Source organism: Streptomyces caatingaensis, assembly GCF_001187435.1.
GTDB classification, from domain to species: Bacteria; Actinomycetota; Actinomycetes; order Streptomycetales; family Streptomycetaceae; genus Streptomyces; species Streptomyces caatingaensis.
This window is the reverse complement of the sequence record NZ_LFXA01000012.1, coordinates 176,328-192,267: the sequence shown is the minus strand read 5'-3', so window position 1 is coordinate 192,267 and position 15,940 is coordinate 176,328. Positions and strand designations below refer to the sequence as shown.

Annotated in this window: 14 protein-coding genes; 5 read left to right on the top strand and 9 right to left on the bottom strand. The window is 73.3% G+C overall.

What is annotated here, in order from left to right; genetic code table 11:
* Window positions 1-302, bottom strand: a 302-nt coding sequence (locus AC230_RS19420; RefSeq protein ID WP_049717561.1) for a TetR family transcriptional regulator, incomplete at its 3' end; no start/stop codon positions are given.
* A 447-nt stretch (window positions 303-749) separates the two neighbouring features.
* Here AC230_RS19420 and AC230_RS19410 point away from each other — a divergent pair.
* The gene (locus AC230_RS19410) at window positions 750-3,065 is read left to right on the top strand and encodes an MMPL family transporter (protein ID WP_338399813.1); all 2,316 of its coding nucleotides are present in this window, start codon (window positions 750-752) and stop codon (window positions 3,063-3,065) included.
* Window positions 3,066-3,540: 475 nt separating this feature from the next.
* Here the strand turns inward: AC230_RS19410 and AC230_RS19405 are convergent, their stop codons facing one another.
* The 4 genes from AC230_RS19405 to AC230_RS19390 form a co-directional block, all read right to left on the bottom strand.
* Entirely contained in the window at window positions 3,541-3,969 is a 429-nt protein-coding gene (locus AC230_RS19405) for an RNHCP domain-containing protein (protein WP_049717558.1), read from the bottom strand.
* 26 nt (window positions 3,970-3,995) lie between these two features.
* Window positions 3,996-4,388 carry an RNHCP domain-containing protein gene (locus tag AC230_RS19400; RefSeq protein ID WP_049717557.1) on the bottom strand — a complete coding sequence of 131 codons (393 nt, stop codon included), beginning with the start codon at window positions 4,386-4,388 and terminating at the stop codon, window positions 3,996-3,998.
* A 361-nt stretch (window positions 4,389-4,749) separates the two neighbouring features.
* Entirely contained in the window at window positions 4,750-6,822 is a 2,073-nt protein-coding gene (locus AC230_RS19395; RefSeq protein ID WP_049717556.1) for an FUSC family protein, read from the bottom strand.
* Window positions 6,823-7,101: 279 nt separating this feature from the next.
* Window positions 7,102-8,583 (bottom strand): hypothetical protein, encoded by a 1,482-nt coding sequence (locus AC230_RS19390; RefSeq protein ID WP_241833286.1) that lies wholly within the window; start codon window positions 8,581-8,583, stop codon window positions 7,102-7,104.
* A 229-nt stretch (window positions 8,584-8,812) separates the two neighbouring features.
* Here AC230_RS19390 and AC230_RS19385 point away from each other — a divergent pair, with 229 nt between their 5' ends.
* Window positions 8,813-9,094, top strand: a complete 282-nt coding sequence (locus tag AC230_RS19385) for a hypothetical protein (RefSeq protein WP_049717554.1) — start codon at window positions 8,813-8,815, stop codon at window positions 9,092-9,094.
* Between the two features lie 87 nt (window positions 9,095-9,181).
* The gene (locus tag AC230_RS19380) at window positions 9,182-9,361 is read left to right on the top strand and encodes a hypothetical protein (RefSeq protein ID WP_049717553.1); all 180 of its coding nucleotides are present in this window, start codon (window positions 9,182-9,184) and stop codon (window positions 9,359-9,361) included.
* A gap of 55 nt (window positions 9,362-9,416) precedes the next feature.
* Here the strand turns inward: AC230_RS19380 and AC230_RS19375 are convergent, their stop codons facing one another.
* From AC230_RS19375 to AC230_RS19365, 3 genes are read right to left on the bottom strand one after another with little or no spacing between them, the layout of a single operon-like run.
* Window positions 9,417-9,911 carry a dihydrofolate reductase gene (locus AC230_RS19375; RefSeq protein ID WP_049717552.1) on the bottom strand — a complete coding sequence of 165 codons (495 nt, stop codon included), beginning with the start codon at window positions 9,909-9,911 and terminating at the stop codon, window positions 9,417-9,419.
* A complete protein-coding gene (locus AC230_RS19370) occupies window positions 9,908-10,705 on the bottom strand; it encodes a thymidylate synthase (protein WP_049717551.1) in 798 nt (265 codons plus the stop codon). Before AC230_RS19370 ends, AC230_RS19375 begins: the two co-directional genes overlap by 4 nt.
* 36 nt (window positions 10,706-10,741) lie before the next feature.
* Window positions 10,742-13,129 carry an ATP-binding cassette domain-containing protein gene (locus AC230_RS19365; RefSeq protein ID WP_049717550.1) on the bottom strand — a complete coding sequence of 796 codons (2,388 nt, stop codon included), beginning with the start codon at window positions 13,127-13,129 and terminating at the stop codon, window positions 10,742-10,744.
* A gap of 80 nt (window positions 13,130-13,209) precedes the next feature.
* On the opposite strand from AC230_RS19365, the gene AC230_RS19360 reads away from it, so the two are divergent.
* Together AC230_RS19360 and AC230_RS19355 are read left to right on the top strand one after the other, a co-directional pair.
* The gene (locus AC230_RS19360; protein ID WP_049717549.1) at window positions 13,210-13,983 is read left to right on the top strand and encodes a TioE family transcriptional regulator; all 774 of its coding nucleotides are present in this window, start codon (window positions 13,210-13,212) and stop codon (window positions 13,981-13,983) included.
* A 110-nt stretch (window positions 13,984-14,093) separates the two neighbouring features.
* Window positions 14,094-14,843, top strand: a complete 750-nt coding sequence (locus AC230_RS19355) for a hypothetical protein (protein WP_049717548.1) — start codon at window positions 14,094-14,096, stop codon at window positions 14,841-14,843.
* A 118-nt stretch (window positions 14,844-14,961) separates the two neighbouring features.
* Here AC230_RS19355 and AC230_RS19350 read toward each other — a convergent pair whose 3' ends face one another.
* Window positions 14,962-15,834, bottom strand: coding sequence for a TauD/TfdA dioxygenase family protein (locus tag AC230_RS19350; protein WP_049717547.1), 873 nt, complete (start codon window positions 15,832-15,834; stop codon window positions 14,962-14,964).
* Window positions 15,835-15,940 lie beyond the last annotated feature (106 nt).

Sequence of the window (15,940 nt, the reverse complement as noted above, 5' to 3'; positions counted from 1 at the left end):
ACCGGCCACATCGACAGCGAGAAGCGCGCGAGTGCCCGCTCGGCCGGGTCCGTCGCCTCCGCTCCGGCCGCCGCGGCGGCCTGGAGAGCCTCGGCGGCCTCCTCGGCCAGCGCCTCCAGGAGTGCCGCCCGTCCGGGAAAGTGCCCGAAAAGAGTGCGCCTGACGACACCGGAGGCGCGCGCCAGCTCCTCCAGTGTGGTGTCGGGGTTCCGCCCGAGCTCCTGGCGCGCGGTGGCCAGGATGCGCGCCCGGTTGGACCGCGCGTTGCGTCGCTGCGGCACACGGCCGACGGGCTGGGACACGGAAGAACCTCGATGACGAAAGCCGGACGAAGAACGGGCACATCCATTCTGACACGTGAGTCCCGGCCCGGTCCGTGGCCGCATCCGCGAATCGCCTGCCTGGTCAGGCGGTCAGCTTCTTGATGCCCGCCGGCTCCTGGGGGCGACCCCGTTGAGCCGGTGGCGGACGTCGCTGGAGCTGGGACAGGTGGCGCGGCGGGAGCGCATGATGGCGCCCAGCGGATGGTGGGCCTGCTGTCCGAGGCCGGGGCTCGAATGGCTTGCGCATGCCAGACACCTCCCCTGTGCGGTGGGCGTGTTCCTGGACGCGAGTGCGAGGTCCAATCGGTGTTTCCGGTGACCAACCACGGGTAGATCGCGAATCGTTCGGGATGGGGCGATCCGGGCAATAGGTCGTCTCTGCGTCTGCTTCGGGCTGCAGGCCCGGGGGAGGGCGCGAGGGAGTTGGTGGCGCGTTCGCATACTTGGGGGGAGTTTGCGCGCATCGGCCTGCTCACATACGGGAAGTCGGCCGGGAGCGGCGACCGGCCTGGAACGCGACGGATTGGCGGCGCTCGGGCGACTGGCCTCCCGGCGGCGCCGGTGGGTGACTGCCGCGGCGTTGCTGGTGGCCGTCGCCGCGCTGTGGTGGGGGCATGCGGTTGCCGGGCGTCTCAGTACGGGCGGGTGGGCCTGGAAGGAGGCGTCGTCGTCGCGGGCGGAGGTGCTGCTGACGCAGCGCTTCCACGGCGGTGTGCCCGACATGGTGCTGATGGCGCGTACCCCGGGCTCGGTCGACGCCCCCGAAGCGCGCGATGCGGGGCGGCGGTTGGTGAACCTGGTCCGTGCGGACCGCAAGGTGATCGGGGTGGATTCCTACTGGACGGGCCCGTGGGCCGGCATGCCCCGGGGAGGGGCGAAGCCTCGGGGGACACCGGCGGGTGGAGACGAGCGGTTGGGCTCGGCGGACCGCCATTCCGCCCTCGTACTGGGGTGCGGTTGTCCGGAGACCGGGGGCACGCGACCGTGAACCGCTTGATGCCGGTCGTCACGGGCAGGCACGGTCCGCTGCGTGTCGTGGCGTCGGGGCCGGCGCTGATGGCCCGGGACATGCAGGAGCAGAGCCGACGGGACCTTCGTACCTCCGAGTTGGTGGCCGTGCCCGTGACGTTGGTGCTGCTGCTGTGGGCGTTCGGTGGTGTCGCGGCGGCCTGCCTGCCGCTGGCGGTGGGCGGGGTGGCGGTCGTGGGCACGCTGGCCGTGCTGCGTGCCGTCTCCGCGTACACCGAGGTGTCGCTGTACGCGCTGAACGTGACCACCGTGGTGGGACTGGCACTCGCCGTCGACTTCAGCCTCTTCCTCGTCGCCCGCTACCGGGAGGAACGGGGCGGGGGGAGAGCGCACGAGGAAGCGGTCGAGCGGGCGATGGCCACGGCGGGGCGCACGGTCGTGGTCTCGGCGGTCATCGTGGCGCTGTCGCTGACCGGGCTGCTGGTCTTTCCGCTGCCCTTCCTGCGGTCGTTGGCGTATGCCGGTATCCCGGTGGTGATCCTCGCCGCCGTGGCCGCCTTGGCGCTGGTGCCGGCAGGTCTGTCCTGCTTCGGCGCCGACCGGTTCGTCGGCCGCCGATACGGAGCACGTGGCCGGACCTCCGATGCATGGCGGAGGTTGGCCGGGGGAGTGATCCGGCACCGGTTCCCGGCCGCCGTGGGGGCAGTGCTGGTCCTGGTGCTGGTGGCGCTGCCGTTCCGGCACGTGTCGTTCTCCCTGAGCGACGAGCGGGTACTGCCCGGCACCGCCCCCGCCGTCGCGGCGATGCGCGACATACGCGCGGAATTCCCCGACTTCGGCCCCACGGAACTGGACGCCATCCTGCCCGGCTGGGGCCCGGGCGGCAGCGCTGCCCGGCTGGCGGAACTGGACCGTTACGCCCGACGCCTGTCGGCGCTGCCGGGCGCGCTCTCGGTCCGTACCGCGACCGGGACCTACGCACACGGCTCCCGTACCGAGGGGCCGAGTCGCGCGCTCGCGGACCGGTATCTGTCAGACGGCGGGACGTGGTTGGCCGTCCAGGGCCCCACCGAGCCCTTCGGCCCCGCCGGTGTACGGCTCGCCCGTGCCGTACGCACGACCCGCGCCCCGACCGCACCGCTGGTGACCGGGCCGCCCGCCAGGCTGCTCGACGTACAGCAGGTCGTGGGATCCCGTCTGCCGGCAGCCATCGGCATCGTGCTGTCCGCCACCTTCGTCGTGCTGCTCCTGTTCACCGGCGGGCTCTTCCTGGCGGTCAAGGCGCTGGTGATGAACGTACTCAGCATGACCGCCGCCTTCGGCGCCATGGTCTGGATCTTCCAGGACGGCCATCTCCGGCCGCTGCTCGGGGATTTCGTCGTCACGGGCGGAACGGATCTGTTCACTCCGGTCATCGTGTTCTGCCTCGCGTTCGGCCTGTCCATGGACTACGAGGTGCTGTTGCTCGCCCGGGTCGTCGAGGCCCACCGGCGCACCGGCGAGACGATGCCGGCCGTCGCCGCGGGGCTCGCCGCGGCCGCGCCGCTGTTCACCACCTCGGCCGTCGTGGTCGGTGCGGCCCTGTTGAGCCTCGCCGGGTGCGGCATGGCCACGATCAAGGTCATCGGTGTCACGGTGGCGCTGTCGGTCGTGGTGGACGCCCTGATCGTCCGCCCGCTGCTGGTGCCCGCCGTGATGTCCCTCGCCGGCGCCGCGAACTGGTGGTCACCGCTGCCCGGCCCCGCCCGCAAGGCGCGGCTCCGGGCTGGGTGAGGCGGTCACCGGAGTCCACGCCGGACCCAGACGTATCCGGACCCGGACATATGCAGTGCCACGTTCCTTGATCCGCCCGGTGATTCCGTCCTCGCGCTCCTTGGTCCTCGCGCTCTTCGGTCCTCGCGCCCCTTGGTCCTCGCGCTCCTCGGTCCTCGCCCTCCTCGGTCGCCCGCAGGGCAGGTACCCGGGAGGGGAATCGTGCCGGTTCGGGATCTTGTGCGGCCCCCTGAACCGTGCAGGCCGGGTGGAGCGGCCGCCGAGCATGCTCGCAGCCAGGGACATGCTCCCCGCCGGCCCGGCGGGAGCGGCGCGGCAGAGTCAAACAAACAATGAACGTCGGCTGCCTGTGACCGGCCTTCGTGAGATCTCGGCCGAGCTCCGAACAACTCATGTCGGTGATCCAGCCCGTGAAAGCCGGGGCGGGTGCAATGCACCCGCCCCGGCGTGATCGCGCACGGCGACTGACGGTTCGTCAGAGTGCCGTGAGCAGTGCGCTGCTGGCGACGCTGCCGTCCTGGAGCGGCCTGAGGGCCAGGCGCATCAGGACGAGCGCGTTGTCGTCACCGGCGATGCGGTTGGCGCTGAGCTCACCGCAGGACAGGCAGTGATGGATGATCATCCATTCGCCGTCCGGCCGTACGGTCAGACTCAGTGCCTCCATGCGCCCGTGGCACTCCGAGGCGCGGTCGCCGGGGACGCGGTCGTCGACGTGCAGGCTGACAAGGCAGTTCGGGCAATGGTTGCGGTGCGCGGTGCCGGGCGCGACGAGAGACACGTCGAGCCGGCAGCCGACACACCGGAAGTCATTGGCCCGGTGACCGCCGTTGCCGTGGAGCACGTCCTTGTAGCGCTGCGGTCGGTGCCGGTTCTTGCGGTTTCCCGGCTGGGTGCGGCGTGGCATGGCCGGCCTCCTTTCCTGATGGGCGCTCAGAGGGTGCCGAACGCTTCGAGCGGGAACGGAGGTTGCGCCAGCGGCCGCACGGCCATGCGCATCAGGATGAGCTGGTTGTCGTCCGTGGACACCGGGTTGGAGGTGAGCTCGTCGCAGCGGACGCAGCGGTGGACGATCATCCAGTCGCCGGTGCGGAGCACGGCGATGGCGATCGGGCTCATCCTCGAACCGCACTCCGACGGACCGCCCTCGACATGGTCGATGACGTGCTTGGAGTGCAGACACGACGGACAGTGGTTGCGGCGGCTGCCGTCGGGGGCCTGGGCCGAGACGGTCAGTCCGCACCACACACAGCTGAACGTGTCAGTGCTGAGGACGTTGTTGACGTTGTTGGCGGTGTTCTGGTGAGCGAGGTTGTCGCTGGACACCCGGGTGCTCCTTGCTGAGAAGTGTGCGATGACAGCAAGAGCAGGCCGAGCGGCCTCGGGAAACCCATGGGCGGCGGAGTGGACCGACGGCCGCGGATACGGTCGTAGGCCTCCACGGCCGCGAGGCCACGGGAGGGGGTATGGGCACCGGGATTCCGTCCCGGCAGATCGCCGTGGCCATCACGGCGAAAGGGGACGGCTACGCGATGCGGCGAGGCGCGCTCGGCGCGGGCCGGGACATCAAACACCTCTTCTAGGGCAGAACAGCCCGAGAGTGATCAACTGGGGACTTCTCCAAGTTAACACGCGGGGGCGAGGAGAAGTCCAGCGCTTTTCTCCGCAGGGGTTCTTTGCCACAGGACTATCGTCCCTCTCTGTCTCCTCCGGCGCCGCCGGGGATTCGGGCCAGGTCCTGTGCGACCCCGGCCAGCCATGCCTCGGCGTCCGGTGCGAGTACCCCTGCGTGGGTGGTGTGCCGCGGGGCCGGGCCGACAGCCCCTCCTCCGGGGCGGTGGCTCGCCGCGGCCCACAGGCTCGCCGCGGCGCACCGCGCCCGGTCGGCGACCTCCTCCGCGCGGGGGGCCAGGGACGCGGCGGCCGCCGGGGGCAGTGGGGCGCTCCCCGGGCGCCCGTGGCGGATCAGCAGCAGTTCGCCGCCGACGGCCATGTGGTAACCGCACGTCAACGCCCGTTCGATCAGCTCGTCGTCCGCGCGCGGGCGGAACTTCTCCGCCTGGTTCTGGACGTAGGCGGCTTCCGCGCGGAGCATCGCGCGGCGGACGGGGAGGAGCGGATCCGCCGTGGCCGGGCGGCCGCTCAGGATGCCGACGACGGTCCGGCAGCCGTCCCCGCCGGCCGCGAGGAAGTCGGCGACGGTGCCGCACAGGGTGCCGTGGCTGCCTCGCGGCCAGGCCAGCAGGCTCGCCGCCGCGCCGATCGCCCCGCCGATCAGGACGTCCTCGAGCCGTTGTTCCGAGAGGCGCCAGTCGGGCACCGACAGCTGCGTGAAGATCAGGACGAAGGCGACCGTGAACGCCGCCTGCTCCCAGGCCGGGCCGAGCAGCGGCCCGGCGCCGAAGCCGCACAGCATGGCGACGGGCAGGGCGCACGCGTAGACGAGGGGGACGTCGCCGACCCCGTGGAGGACCAGGCCCATGGCCCCCGCGCCGGCGGCCGTACCGAGGAACGCGGGCCGCAGCCCCGCCCGGGTGTCGGCCGCGGACGTCCGCATCAGGCTCAGCACGGCGAACAGCACCCAGAAGCCGTGCGAGAGACCGAGCAGGCCGACCAGCACCCGGGCGCAGCCCAGCGCCAGGCCGATGCGCAGCGCGTTGTGCAGGTGGACCGAGTGCCGGTGGAGATGGGCCCGGAGGCGGCGCAGGCGGAGCGCGAGCGGGGGCGCGGTGGCGTACCACGGCGTGGGGCCCTCGTGAGCGAGGGCGGCCCGCCGCCCGCCCGCGGCGATGCGGGACGTCAGCAGGGCGAGCCCGATACCGGCGGCGGTGGCCCGGGCCACCGCGTCCTGCCGCTGCTCGCCGGGCGGGTCGTGCGCCGGGCGCGGGGGCGCGTCGAGGGCTTCCAGGGCCTCGGCGGGTCCATCGCCCTCGGGCGGGACGCCGCGCAGGGCGGCCGCCGCCGCGTGCAGGCGGGCCGTGCCGTCCCGCAGCAGGGCCGCGGCGCCGGGCCGGAGGGGTCCGCCGGCGGCGTACAGGCGGTCCAGTCGACCTCGTACGTAGCGAGCGGTCGCGCGGGCGTGGCAGAGGGCGAGGTCGCGCACCGTCGGGGCGACGGGGCGCTCGGCGGCCGCGGTTCGCGACAGCCGGGCCGCGTCGACCGCCCGGTGGGCGGCCTCCCGGCACCGGCCGACGGACGCGCCCGCGCCCGTACCGGCGAGTGCGGCGGCGTAGTCGCCGAGCGCGGACATCGCGTCCGCGAGGGCGGCCCGGTAGGGACGCGCCGGTACGTCGGGCCACACCCACCGTTCGGCACAGCTGATCAGCACGATGCCGACGCCCAGTCCCACCAGGCGGGAACCGAGCGTCTGCGGGGCGTACGGCGGGAAGCACGGCAGGACGTAGAACAGCTGGAGGGCCGGGGCGACCCCGCTCACGCGCGGGCCGCACACCGTGCCGAACGCCACGGCGAAGCCGACCACCACCATGCCGCCCGCGGCCGCCCAGCCGTCCACCGCCAGCAGGGTTCCGGCGGTCACGAGCGCCCAGCCCGCCGGGAGGACCGCCAGGAGCGTGCCGGCGCGCTGCCGCGCGTCGCCCGGCAGGCGGGCGAACAGGCCCAGGGGCAGCGCGCCGAACATGGCGTACAGCCCCATGGCCGGATCCCCCAGCCCGTAACGGAAGCCGTAGAACCCCGCGCACCCCGCCAGGGTCACCCGCACGGCACGCCGGACCTCGGGCGGGGCGCTTCCCGGGTTCACGGGCTCCGGACCGCCGCGGCCCGGGGCGCCCGGGCCGTCGGGGCCGCCGGGGACGTGGGGGACGTGGGCGTCGGCGGGCGTGATGAGGGCAGGGCCATGTCGGTTCCCAGGCTTGGGCATGCCGACCGCCGGCGCAACAGGATCTCGGTCGTCCCGCGATCGCACCGGCACGAGGGGACCCGGTGCCGGCCGGCGCACAGGACGACCGGCCGACCTCTTCGCGGCTGTTCCGCGGCGCCGCGGTCACGCGTGCTGACACAACTGCCGGTGCTGTGGGGGTCATTGGGCAGGCGTACGGAGGAGCCGCCGCTTGGTGGCCGGGCGTTGTTCGAGGGTGATAACCACGCCGCGGGCGCTGTGGCGCTGGACCGGGGAGAAGCCGGCGCGGGCGAGGGCCTGTTCCTGGGCCGCGGCGGTGCGCTCGGCGGACTGGCGGGCGCCGGCGGAGAGGTGGGTGCAGGTGACGTGCCAGACGCGGGACGTCCGGGACAGTCTCTGTTCCAGCAGGGCCGGGTCGGCGGGCAGGTGGTCCAGGGTGCCGAGTTGGGCCGCCGTCCGCCCTTGGCCCAGGTCGGGGCGGTTCATGAACGCCTCCTTGAAGGCGCTGGCGATCAGGCCGCACCGGGCGCCGCCGAAGAGAACGGCGTCACCGGGGGCGTCGTGGACGCGCAGGGTCCTGATCACGGCGCCGGTATCCCACGGGCGGCTGTCCTCCTGGCGAATGGCCAGGTGGGAGGCGGCCGTCGGAACGGCCGCGAGGAGCGCGAGCAGCGCGTACAGACGCCGGGGGATGACGGTGGCGGCCGTCGCGAGCAGCAGGGCGAGCGCCGGCAGGCAGAACAGCAGGTAGCGGTAGGCGAAGAGGGGATGGCCGAGCGAGGCGGCCGCCAGGAGCAGCGGGGGGACGGTCAGCCAGGGCACGCCCACCGCGAGGGCCGGCGGCGGGGCCTGGTGCCGACGCGCGACGAGGAGGGTGAGGGCGGTGAGGGTGAGCAGGAGTTTCAGCGCGGTGGGGAGGGTGTCCTGGCCGGGGGTGAGGAGCCAGGTGAAGTAGTTGAACGGGGTTCCGGCGGTGACCGGTGCGGCGTCGCCCACGGCGGAGCTCTGGGACGAGGCGAGGAGCAGCAGCGGGACGACGGCGGCGATGCCGGCGGCCTGGGCCGCCAGCAGGCGTACGACGACGCGGCGGCCGGGGCGCCGGAGCAGCACGGTGACCGCGTGGGCGGCCACCAGCAGCAGCCCCAGCAGGTTGAACCAGCCCAACAGGGCCAGCAGCACGGCATAGCCGATCGGCCACCGGCCTCGGGCCCGGCCGGCCAGGGCTTTCACCAGGGCACCCGTGGCCAGGACGGCCACCGCCATGACGAAGGCGAACGAGCGGGCCTCCTGTGCATAGCGTGACGCGGTCGGCAGAACGGCGAGCAGCAGCCCGGCGCCCAGCCCGAGGCGCGGACCGCCGAGCAGCCGCCCCAGCCAGGTCAGTCCGCCTGCTGCTACGGCCACCGCCATCGCGGAGGGCACCCGCGCCAGGAACTCGTTGAGCCCTCCACTCGCCTGTCCGACCAGGTACATCAGCACGTAGTGCAGGCCGTGCACCGCGTCGACCCGCCCCAGCAGCTCCATCAGCTGCGGCCAGGACCGCCGCGCCACGTCGATGGTGACGATTTCGTCGGTCCACGCGGACGGGTTCGTGTTCCCCCACACGCCGAGGCCGAGCGCGAGCACCGGCGGTACCCATCGGACCGCGTGTCTCCAGTGCATACGGCGCATACGGCCGGCGGACGGGCCGGGCATGACGGAGAGGGCGGTATGGGGCGAGGTCGCTGTCACAGTGGTGCTTTCGTTGCTGGTGATGCGAAATATGAGCCTCTCATGTCGCGGATTCCCCGGATTCCCTTGTCGCCGTCGTGCACCCCGTCCACGCGGCCGCCGCACGGCACGCGGCAGTTCTGCGGAGGCAGGGGGACGGAGGGGGAGCCGGTCCCGTGCGTTGCTCGCCCGGCCCGACGTGCTGCTGCTGGACGAGGCCACCTCGCACCTGGACTCCGACTCCGAGAAGGCCCTGCGCGACGCCATCACCGCCATCGGAACCCGCTGCCAGGTCGTCACCATCGCCCACCGCCTCTCGACCACCGTGGACGCCGACCGCATCCTCCTCGTCGAGGACGGCTGGCTGCGCGCCAGCGGCACCCACGCCGAGCTGATGGCGGCCGACAGCACCTACCGGCGGCTGGCCGGACGGCAGCTCGCCCCCCTGGAGGCCACCTCGTGACCGCGGCCCGCGCACCCCGCCCGAGCCGTCCCCGAGCCGGCCCGCCGGCCGGGGCCGACCCCGCCCCCCGATGAGAGGAGAAGCACCATGAGCGGCATCCAGAGGATCCAGAGCATCGACCGGTACGACCTGGACGAGCTCATCGCCAAGGCCTTCGACGAGGTCAGGACCGCCGTCACGACGCACAGCGAGAAGAGCATCCAGACGTACAGCCACGCGCTCCGGGCGCTGGTGGAGCTGCGGCAGCAGGTAGCGCCGGAGGCGTGACGGCGGACGGCGGGGAGTCGGGGGGCCGGCTCCCCGCCGTGCCGCCCGTCCGGCCTCAGCGCGTGTAGAGGCGAATGCGGTAGCGCAGCCCGGACGCGGAGGACTGCCAGCCCCGGTCCTCGGTGATCTTCCATGTCGTGTCGAGCGCCGGGGCGTACGTGTCGCCGTCCACCGCCGAGTCGACCTCGGTCACGGAGAGTGCCGTGGCGTACGGCAGCGCCGCCCGGTAGATCTCCCCGCCGCCGATCACCCAGGTCATGGGAGCGGAGGGGCCGGTCGCCGCGATCTCCAGGGCCTCGGTGACCGACCCGGCGCGCTCCGCGCCGTCGGCGGACCACCGGGGATCGCGGGTCACCACGATGTTGCGCCTGCCGGGCAGCGGGCGGAACCGCGCGGGCAGCGAGTCCCAGGTCCTGCGCCCCATCACCACGGGGTGGCCGAGGGTCATGGCCTTGAAGTGCGCCATGTCCTCGGGCAGTTGCCACGGAATGGCGTTGCCCGCCCCGATGACACCGCCGGGGGTCTGCGCCCAGATCAGCCCGACCCTCATACCGCGACCGGGGCCTTGATGGCCGGGTGGTGCCGGTAGTCGACGACCTCCACGTCGGAGTACGCGTAGGAGAAGAGCGAATCGGCCCGGCGCAGCCGCAGCGTCGGGAACGCGAACGGGGTGCGCGAGAGCTGCTCCGTCACCTGCTCGACGTGGTTGTCGTAGATGTGGCAGTCGCCCCCCGTCCAGATGAAGTCTCCCGGCTCCAGGCCCACTTGCTGCGCCACCATGTGCGTGAGCAGCGCGTAGCTGGCGATGTTGAAGGGCACGCCGAGGAACAGGTCCGCGCTGCGCTGGTACAGCTGGCAGGAGAGCCGGCCGTCGGCGACGTAGAACTGGAAGAAGGCGTGGCACGGCGCGAGGGCCATCGCGGGCAGCTCGGCGACGTTCCAGGCGGAGACGATCATCCGGCGGGAGTCCGGGTCCCGGCGCAGCGTCTCCAGGACCTCGCTGATCTGGTCGATGTGCCGGCCGTCCGGCGTGGGCCAGGAGCGCCACTGTACGCCGTACACCGGGCCGAGGTCACCGTTCGCGTCGGCCCACTCGTCCCAGATGGTGACGCCGTGCTCCCGCAGCCAGCCGACGTTCGAGTCGCCCCTGAGGAACCACAGCAGCTCGTAGACGATGGACTTGAGGTGCACCTTCTTGGTGGTGACCAGGGGGAATCCGCGCGAGAGGTCATAGCGCAGTTGGTGCCCGAAGACACTTCGGGTGCCGGTGCCCGTCCGGTCGGCCTTGGCCGTCCCGGAGGTGAGCACCAGCCTCAACAGGTCTTCGTACTGGGTGTCCGCCACGTCCGTCGATTCTACCGGCTCTCCGGGGGGCGCCCGTCAGGCGCCCACGTACTCCGCGAGGTGCCGCCCGGTCAGGGTCGAGCGGGCGGCGATCAGGTCGGCGGGGGTGCCCTCGAAGACGACCCGGCCGCCGTCGTGACCTGCGCCGGGGCCGAGGTCGATGATCCAGTCGGCGTGGGCCATGACCGCCTGGTGGTGCTCGACGACGACGACCGACGTGCCGGCGTCGACGAGCCGGTCGAGCAGGGCGAGCAACTGCTCGACGTCGGACGGGTGCAGGCCGCTGGTCGGCTCGTCCAGGACGTGGACGCGCGCCGTGCCGGCCATGTGCGCGGCCAGCTTGAGGCGTTGGCGCTCGCCGCCGGAGAGGGTGGTCAGCGGCCGGCCGAGGCTCAGGTAGCCCAGGCCGACATCGGCGAGCCGGCCGAGGATCGCGCACACCGCCGGAGTCCGCGCGGGCCCGTCGCGGAAGAACTCCGCGGCCTCGGCCACCGGCATCGCGAGCACCTCGGCGATGTCCCGCCCGCCGAGCCGGTGCTGGAGCACCGACGCCCGGAAGCGCCTGCCCCCGCACTCCTCGCAGGTGGTGGCCACGCTCGCCATGATCGCCAGATCGGTGTGCAGGACGCCGGCGCCCTTGCACGCGGGGCAGGCGCCCTCGGAGTTGGGGCTGAACAGCGCGGGACCGACGCCGTTGGCCCGAGCGAAGGCCCTGCGGATCGGATCCAGGGCGCCGGTGAAGGTGGCCGGGTTGCTGCGCCGGGAGCCCCTGATGGGCGACTGGTCCACCACGACCACGCCGTCCCGGCCGGCCACCGAGCCCTGGATCAGGGAGCTCTTGCCGGAGCCCGCGACGCCGGTGACGACGGTGAGCACGCCGAGCGGGATGTCCACGTCGACGTCGCGCAGGTTGTGGGAGGCGGCGCCGCGCACCTCCAGCACCCCGGTCCGCCGGCGCACCGACGGCTTCACCGGCGCGCGGTCGTCCAGGTGCCGTCCGGTGAGGGTGCCGCTCGCCCGCAGGTCCTCGACGGTGCCCTGGAAGACCACGTCGCCGCCGTCCGCGCCGGCGCGCGGCCCCAGGTCCACGACGTGGTCGGCGATCAGGACCGTCTCCGGCTCGTGCTCCACGACCAGCACGGTGTTGCCCTTGTCGCGCAGGCGCAGCAGCAGGTCGTTCACGCGCCGGACGTCGTGCGGGTGGAGGCCGGCGGTGGGCTCGTCGAAGACGTACGTCACGTCCGTCAGCGCCGAGCCGAGATGGCGGACCATCTTGACGCGCTGCGCCTCGCCGCCGGAGAGCGTGCTCGTCGGCCGGTCGAGCGAGAGGTAGCCGAGGCCGATCTCGACGAACGCGTCGAGCACACCGGTGAGGACGGAGACGAGCGAGGCGACCGAGGGGTCGGTCAGCCCGCGTACCCAGGCGAGGAGGTCGCCGGCCTGCCACGCGCAGGCGTCCGCGATGCTCACCCCGTCGATCTTCGCGGACCGGGCCGTGGCGCTGAGCCGGGTGCCGTCGCACTCCGGGCAGACGGAGAACGTCACCGCCCGCTCCACGAAGGCCCGGATGTGCGGCCGCAGCGTCTCCTTGTCCTTGGCCAGGAACGACTTGCGGACGCGCGCGAGGAGCCCCTCGTAGGTGGTGGTGAGGCCCCCCACCGTGACCTTGACGGGATCCCGGTGCAGGAGGTCGTGCCTCTCCCGCGCGGTGTAGTCGCGGATCGGCTTGGCGGGGTCGAGGAAGCCGGACTCGGTGAAGGACCGCACCACCCAGCTGTCCGTCCGCCAGCCGGGCACCGTGATCGCGCCGTCGGCCAGGGACCTGGACTCGTCGAGGAGCCGCGCCGGGTCGATGCCGGTGACGGTGCCCAGGCCCTCGCAGCGCAGGCACATGCCGCCGACGACGCTGAACTCCTTCCCGGTCTGCTTGCCGTTCACGACCAGGACGCCCGATGCCTCGGACGAGGGGATGGTGAAGGCGAACGCCTTCTGCGAGCCGATGTACGGCTCGGCGAGCCGGCTGAAGAGGATGCGCAGCAGGGTGCCGGCGTCGGTGGCGGTGCCCACCGTGGAGCGGGCGTTGACGCCCATCGGCCGCTGGTCGACCAGGATCGCGGCGGTCAGCCCGTCGAGCACGTCGACGTCGGGCCGCGCGAGGGCGGGCATGAAGCCCTGGACGAAGGCGCTGTACGTCTCGTTGATCAGCCGCTGGGACTCCGCGGCGATCGTGTCGAACACCAGGGAGCTCTTGCCGGATCCGGAGACCCCGGTGAACACCGTCAGCCTGCGCTTCGGGAGCTCGACGCCGACGTCCTTGAGGTTGTTCTCCCGCGCCCCCTGCACGCGGATCAGGCCGTGGCTGTCGGCGGCGCACGGCGTGGTGGCGCGTTCCGGGACGTTCCGCACTTCCGGGTCATCAGTCATACCGCTCAACCGTATACCTGCAAAGCCGATTGGAACTTTTCGAGCAAAGGCCCAGGAGGGGCGGGTTAAAGTCTCAAACCATGGAGTTCCTGCGCCCCGTCGACCTGGCCCGCGAGCACGGTCTGTCGACCCAGGCCGTCCGCAACTACGAGCGGGACGGGTTCCTGCCGCCCGCCGGGCGCACCGCGTCGGGCTACCGGACCTACACCGCCGTGCACGCGGCGGCCCTGCGCGCCCACCTGGCCCTCGTCCGGGCGTACGGGTACGCCGAGGGCGGACAGATCATGCGGGCGGTCAACGCCGGCGAACTCGACGCCGCGCTCACGGCCGTCGACCGCGGCCACGCCCAACTCCTGCGCGACCGGGGGACGTTGGACGCGGTCGGCCGGGCTGTCGAGGACCTGACCTCCGACGCCCCCCGAACGGCCGGCCCCGGAACGGCTGCCCCCGGAACGGCCGGTCCCGGAACCGCCGGTGGGGGGCCGCTCGGCATCGGCGAGCTGGCGCACCGGCTGGGCGTCACCCCGGCGACCCTGCGGAACTGGGAGCGGGCGGGCATCCTCGCCCCGGTCCGGGAGCCCGTCACCGGGCACCGCTCGTACGGCGCCCAGGAGGTCCGCGACGCCGAGCTGGCCCATCTCCTCCGGCGCGGCGGGCACCCGTTGGCGCAGATCCGCACGGTGGTCCACCAGATCCGCTCGGCCGGGGGCACCGGCGAGCTGTCCGCGGCCCTCGACGACTGGCGGCGCCGGCTCACCGCGCGCGGGGTGGCGATGCTCGACGCGGCCGCCCGGCTCGCCGCCTACGTGGCCCTCCTGGACCTCGCCCCGGCCGCTCCCCGCCGCGGGACGTGATCATCGCGACATCGCGCCGGGCGCCCGGGCGCGACAGGATGACGGGGCCGGACCGGACACCACCGGCCGGCCCAGCAGCCCAGCAGCACAGCGGAACAGGAGAAAGAACCGTGAGCCGTCCCGCGCCCTCCGCCGAGGCCCCTCCGCACTTCCTCGCCCGGCTCGACGCCGCCGCGGCCGGCCGGTGGGACGAGCGCGCGGCGGACGGGCCCGGCCTGCCGGGCTGGCTCGCACAGGTGGCCGGCGCGCTGTGGGCCGGGCGGGAGCCGGAGGCGGCGGGGGAGTGGGCCCGGCGCCTGTACGACGCCTGTGCGCGGCTGGACGGGCGGGTGCCGTTCGGCGTCGTCCACGACTGGCACGCCCGCACCGTCGTGCCGCCGCAGGGCGAGGCGGTGCGGGCCCTGCACATCAGGGCGCTGGCGGGGGAGCCCGTCGCGGAGGACGTCTGGGCCGCCGCCCTGGAACCGGCGCTGCGGGACGTCCACCGGCGCGCCTACCCCTACGCCGACGCCTTCGCCACCGCGGCGGCCACCGCCCGCGCCTGGGCGAGGGAGAACGACTACGGCGAGGCCGAGGCGGAGGAGTTCGCGGACGGCTACGCCCGGCTCAACACCGGCGCCAATGTGACCTCTTACGCCGACGCCAACGCGATGGTGCACGCGCGGGCGCTCGCGGCCGCCTACGCCGCGGCGGACGCGGACGCCTACGCGGCGTGCTGTCCGTTCGCGACGGTGAACGCCCACGCCTTCGCGCTCGCCGGGCAGGACACGGCGGAGGGCCGGGAGGAGCGGCTCCGCGCGGCGTACGGGCGGCTGGCGGACGGGCTGGCCGACAGCCTGGAACGGGCCGCCGGACACTGAGCATGTGGGACGGGCCGCCCGTCCCCTCCTCCGCGGGGAATCCCCCGCGGAAGGATTCCCCGCGGAAGGATTCCCCGCGGAGGGGAGGAGGGGACGGGCGGCCGTCGGGCTCGACGGGTCAGGCGCGCGGCCGCGTTCCGTCGATGGCGACGCGCCGGCCGTAGCGGCTGTGCGGGTAGTAGTCCCAGATGGCGTGGTGCTGGACGCAGCGGTTGTCCCAGAACACCAGGGTGTTGGGCTGCCAGCGCACCCGGCAGGCGAGCAGCGGCGTCCCCGCGATGTGCCGGTAGAGCATCTCCAGCACGGCGTCGCTCTCGGCGCGCGACAGCTGCGGGATGCGCGCGGTGTAGGGGCGGTTGACGAACAGGAGCTTGCGGCCGGTCTCCGGGTGGCGGACGACGACGGGGTGCTCGTTCACCGGCACCTCGTACTCGGCCGGCGGGCCCTGCTCGCCCCACGGCTGGGCGCCGTCGTGGACGGCGGTCAGGCCGTCGAGGAACGTCTTCATGGCGGGCGAGAGCATCTCGTAGGCGAGGTGCATGTTCGCGAACATCGTGTCGCCGCCGGCGCCCGGCTCCGGGATGCGGGTGACGTGGAGCATCGACCCGAGCGAGGGCTCGGCGTCGGCGGTGCCGTCGGCGTGCCAGCCGTTGCCCGCCACGTTCTTCGACTCGGCCGAGGCGCTGATCTCCAGCACGTACGGGTCGCTGCCGGGCGCGGGCAGGGCCACCGGGTGCAGCGGGCCGAAGTGCGCCGCGAAGCGCTTGTGGTCCTCGGGGGTGATGTCCTGGTCGCGGAAGACCAGGACGTGCCGGTCGAGGAACGCGTCCTTTATCTCGGTGAGTTGACGCTTCGTCAGCTCCTCGCGCAGGTCGACGCCGGAGACCTCGGCGCCGAGCACCGGGGTCAGCGGGTCCAGGGCGATCGTCTCGTAGGCGGGCTTCTCGCGGGTGGTGATCGCCTTCACGGCGTCGAGTGCGTAGTCTTCCATGACCTTTCCGGTGCACCTTTCTCGTGCTGCTTGCTCGTGCTGCTTGTTCGTGCTGCTGTCTCAATGGGCGGCTTTCCCGTGCCGCTTCGCGGCGGCGGGGACGCGG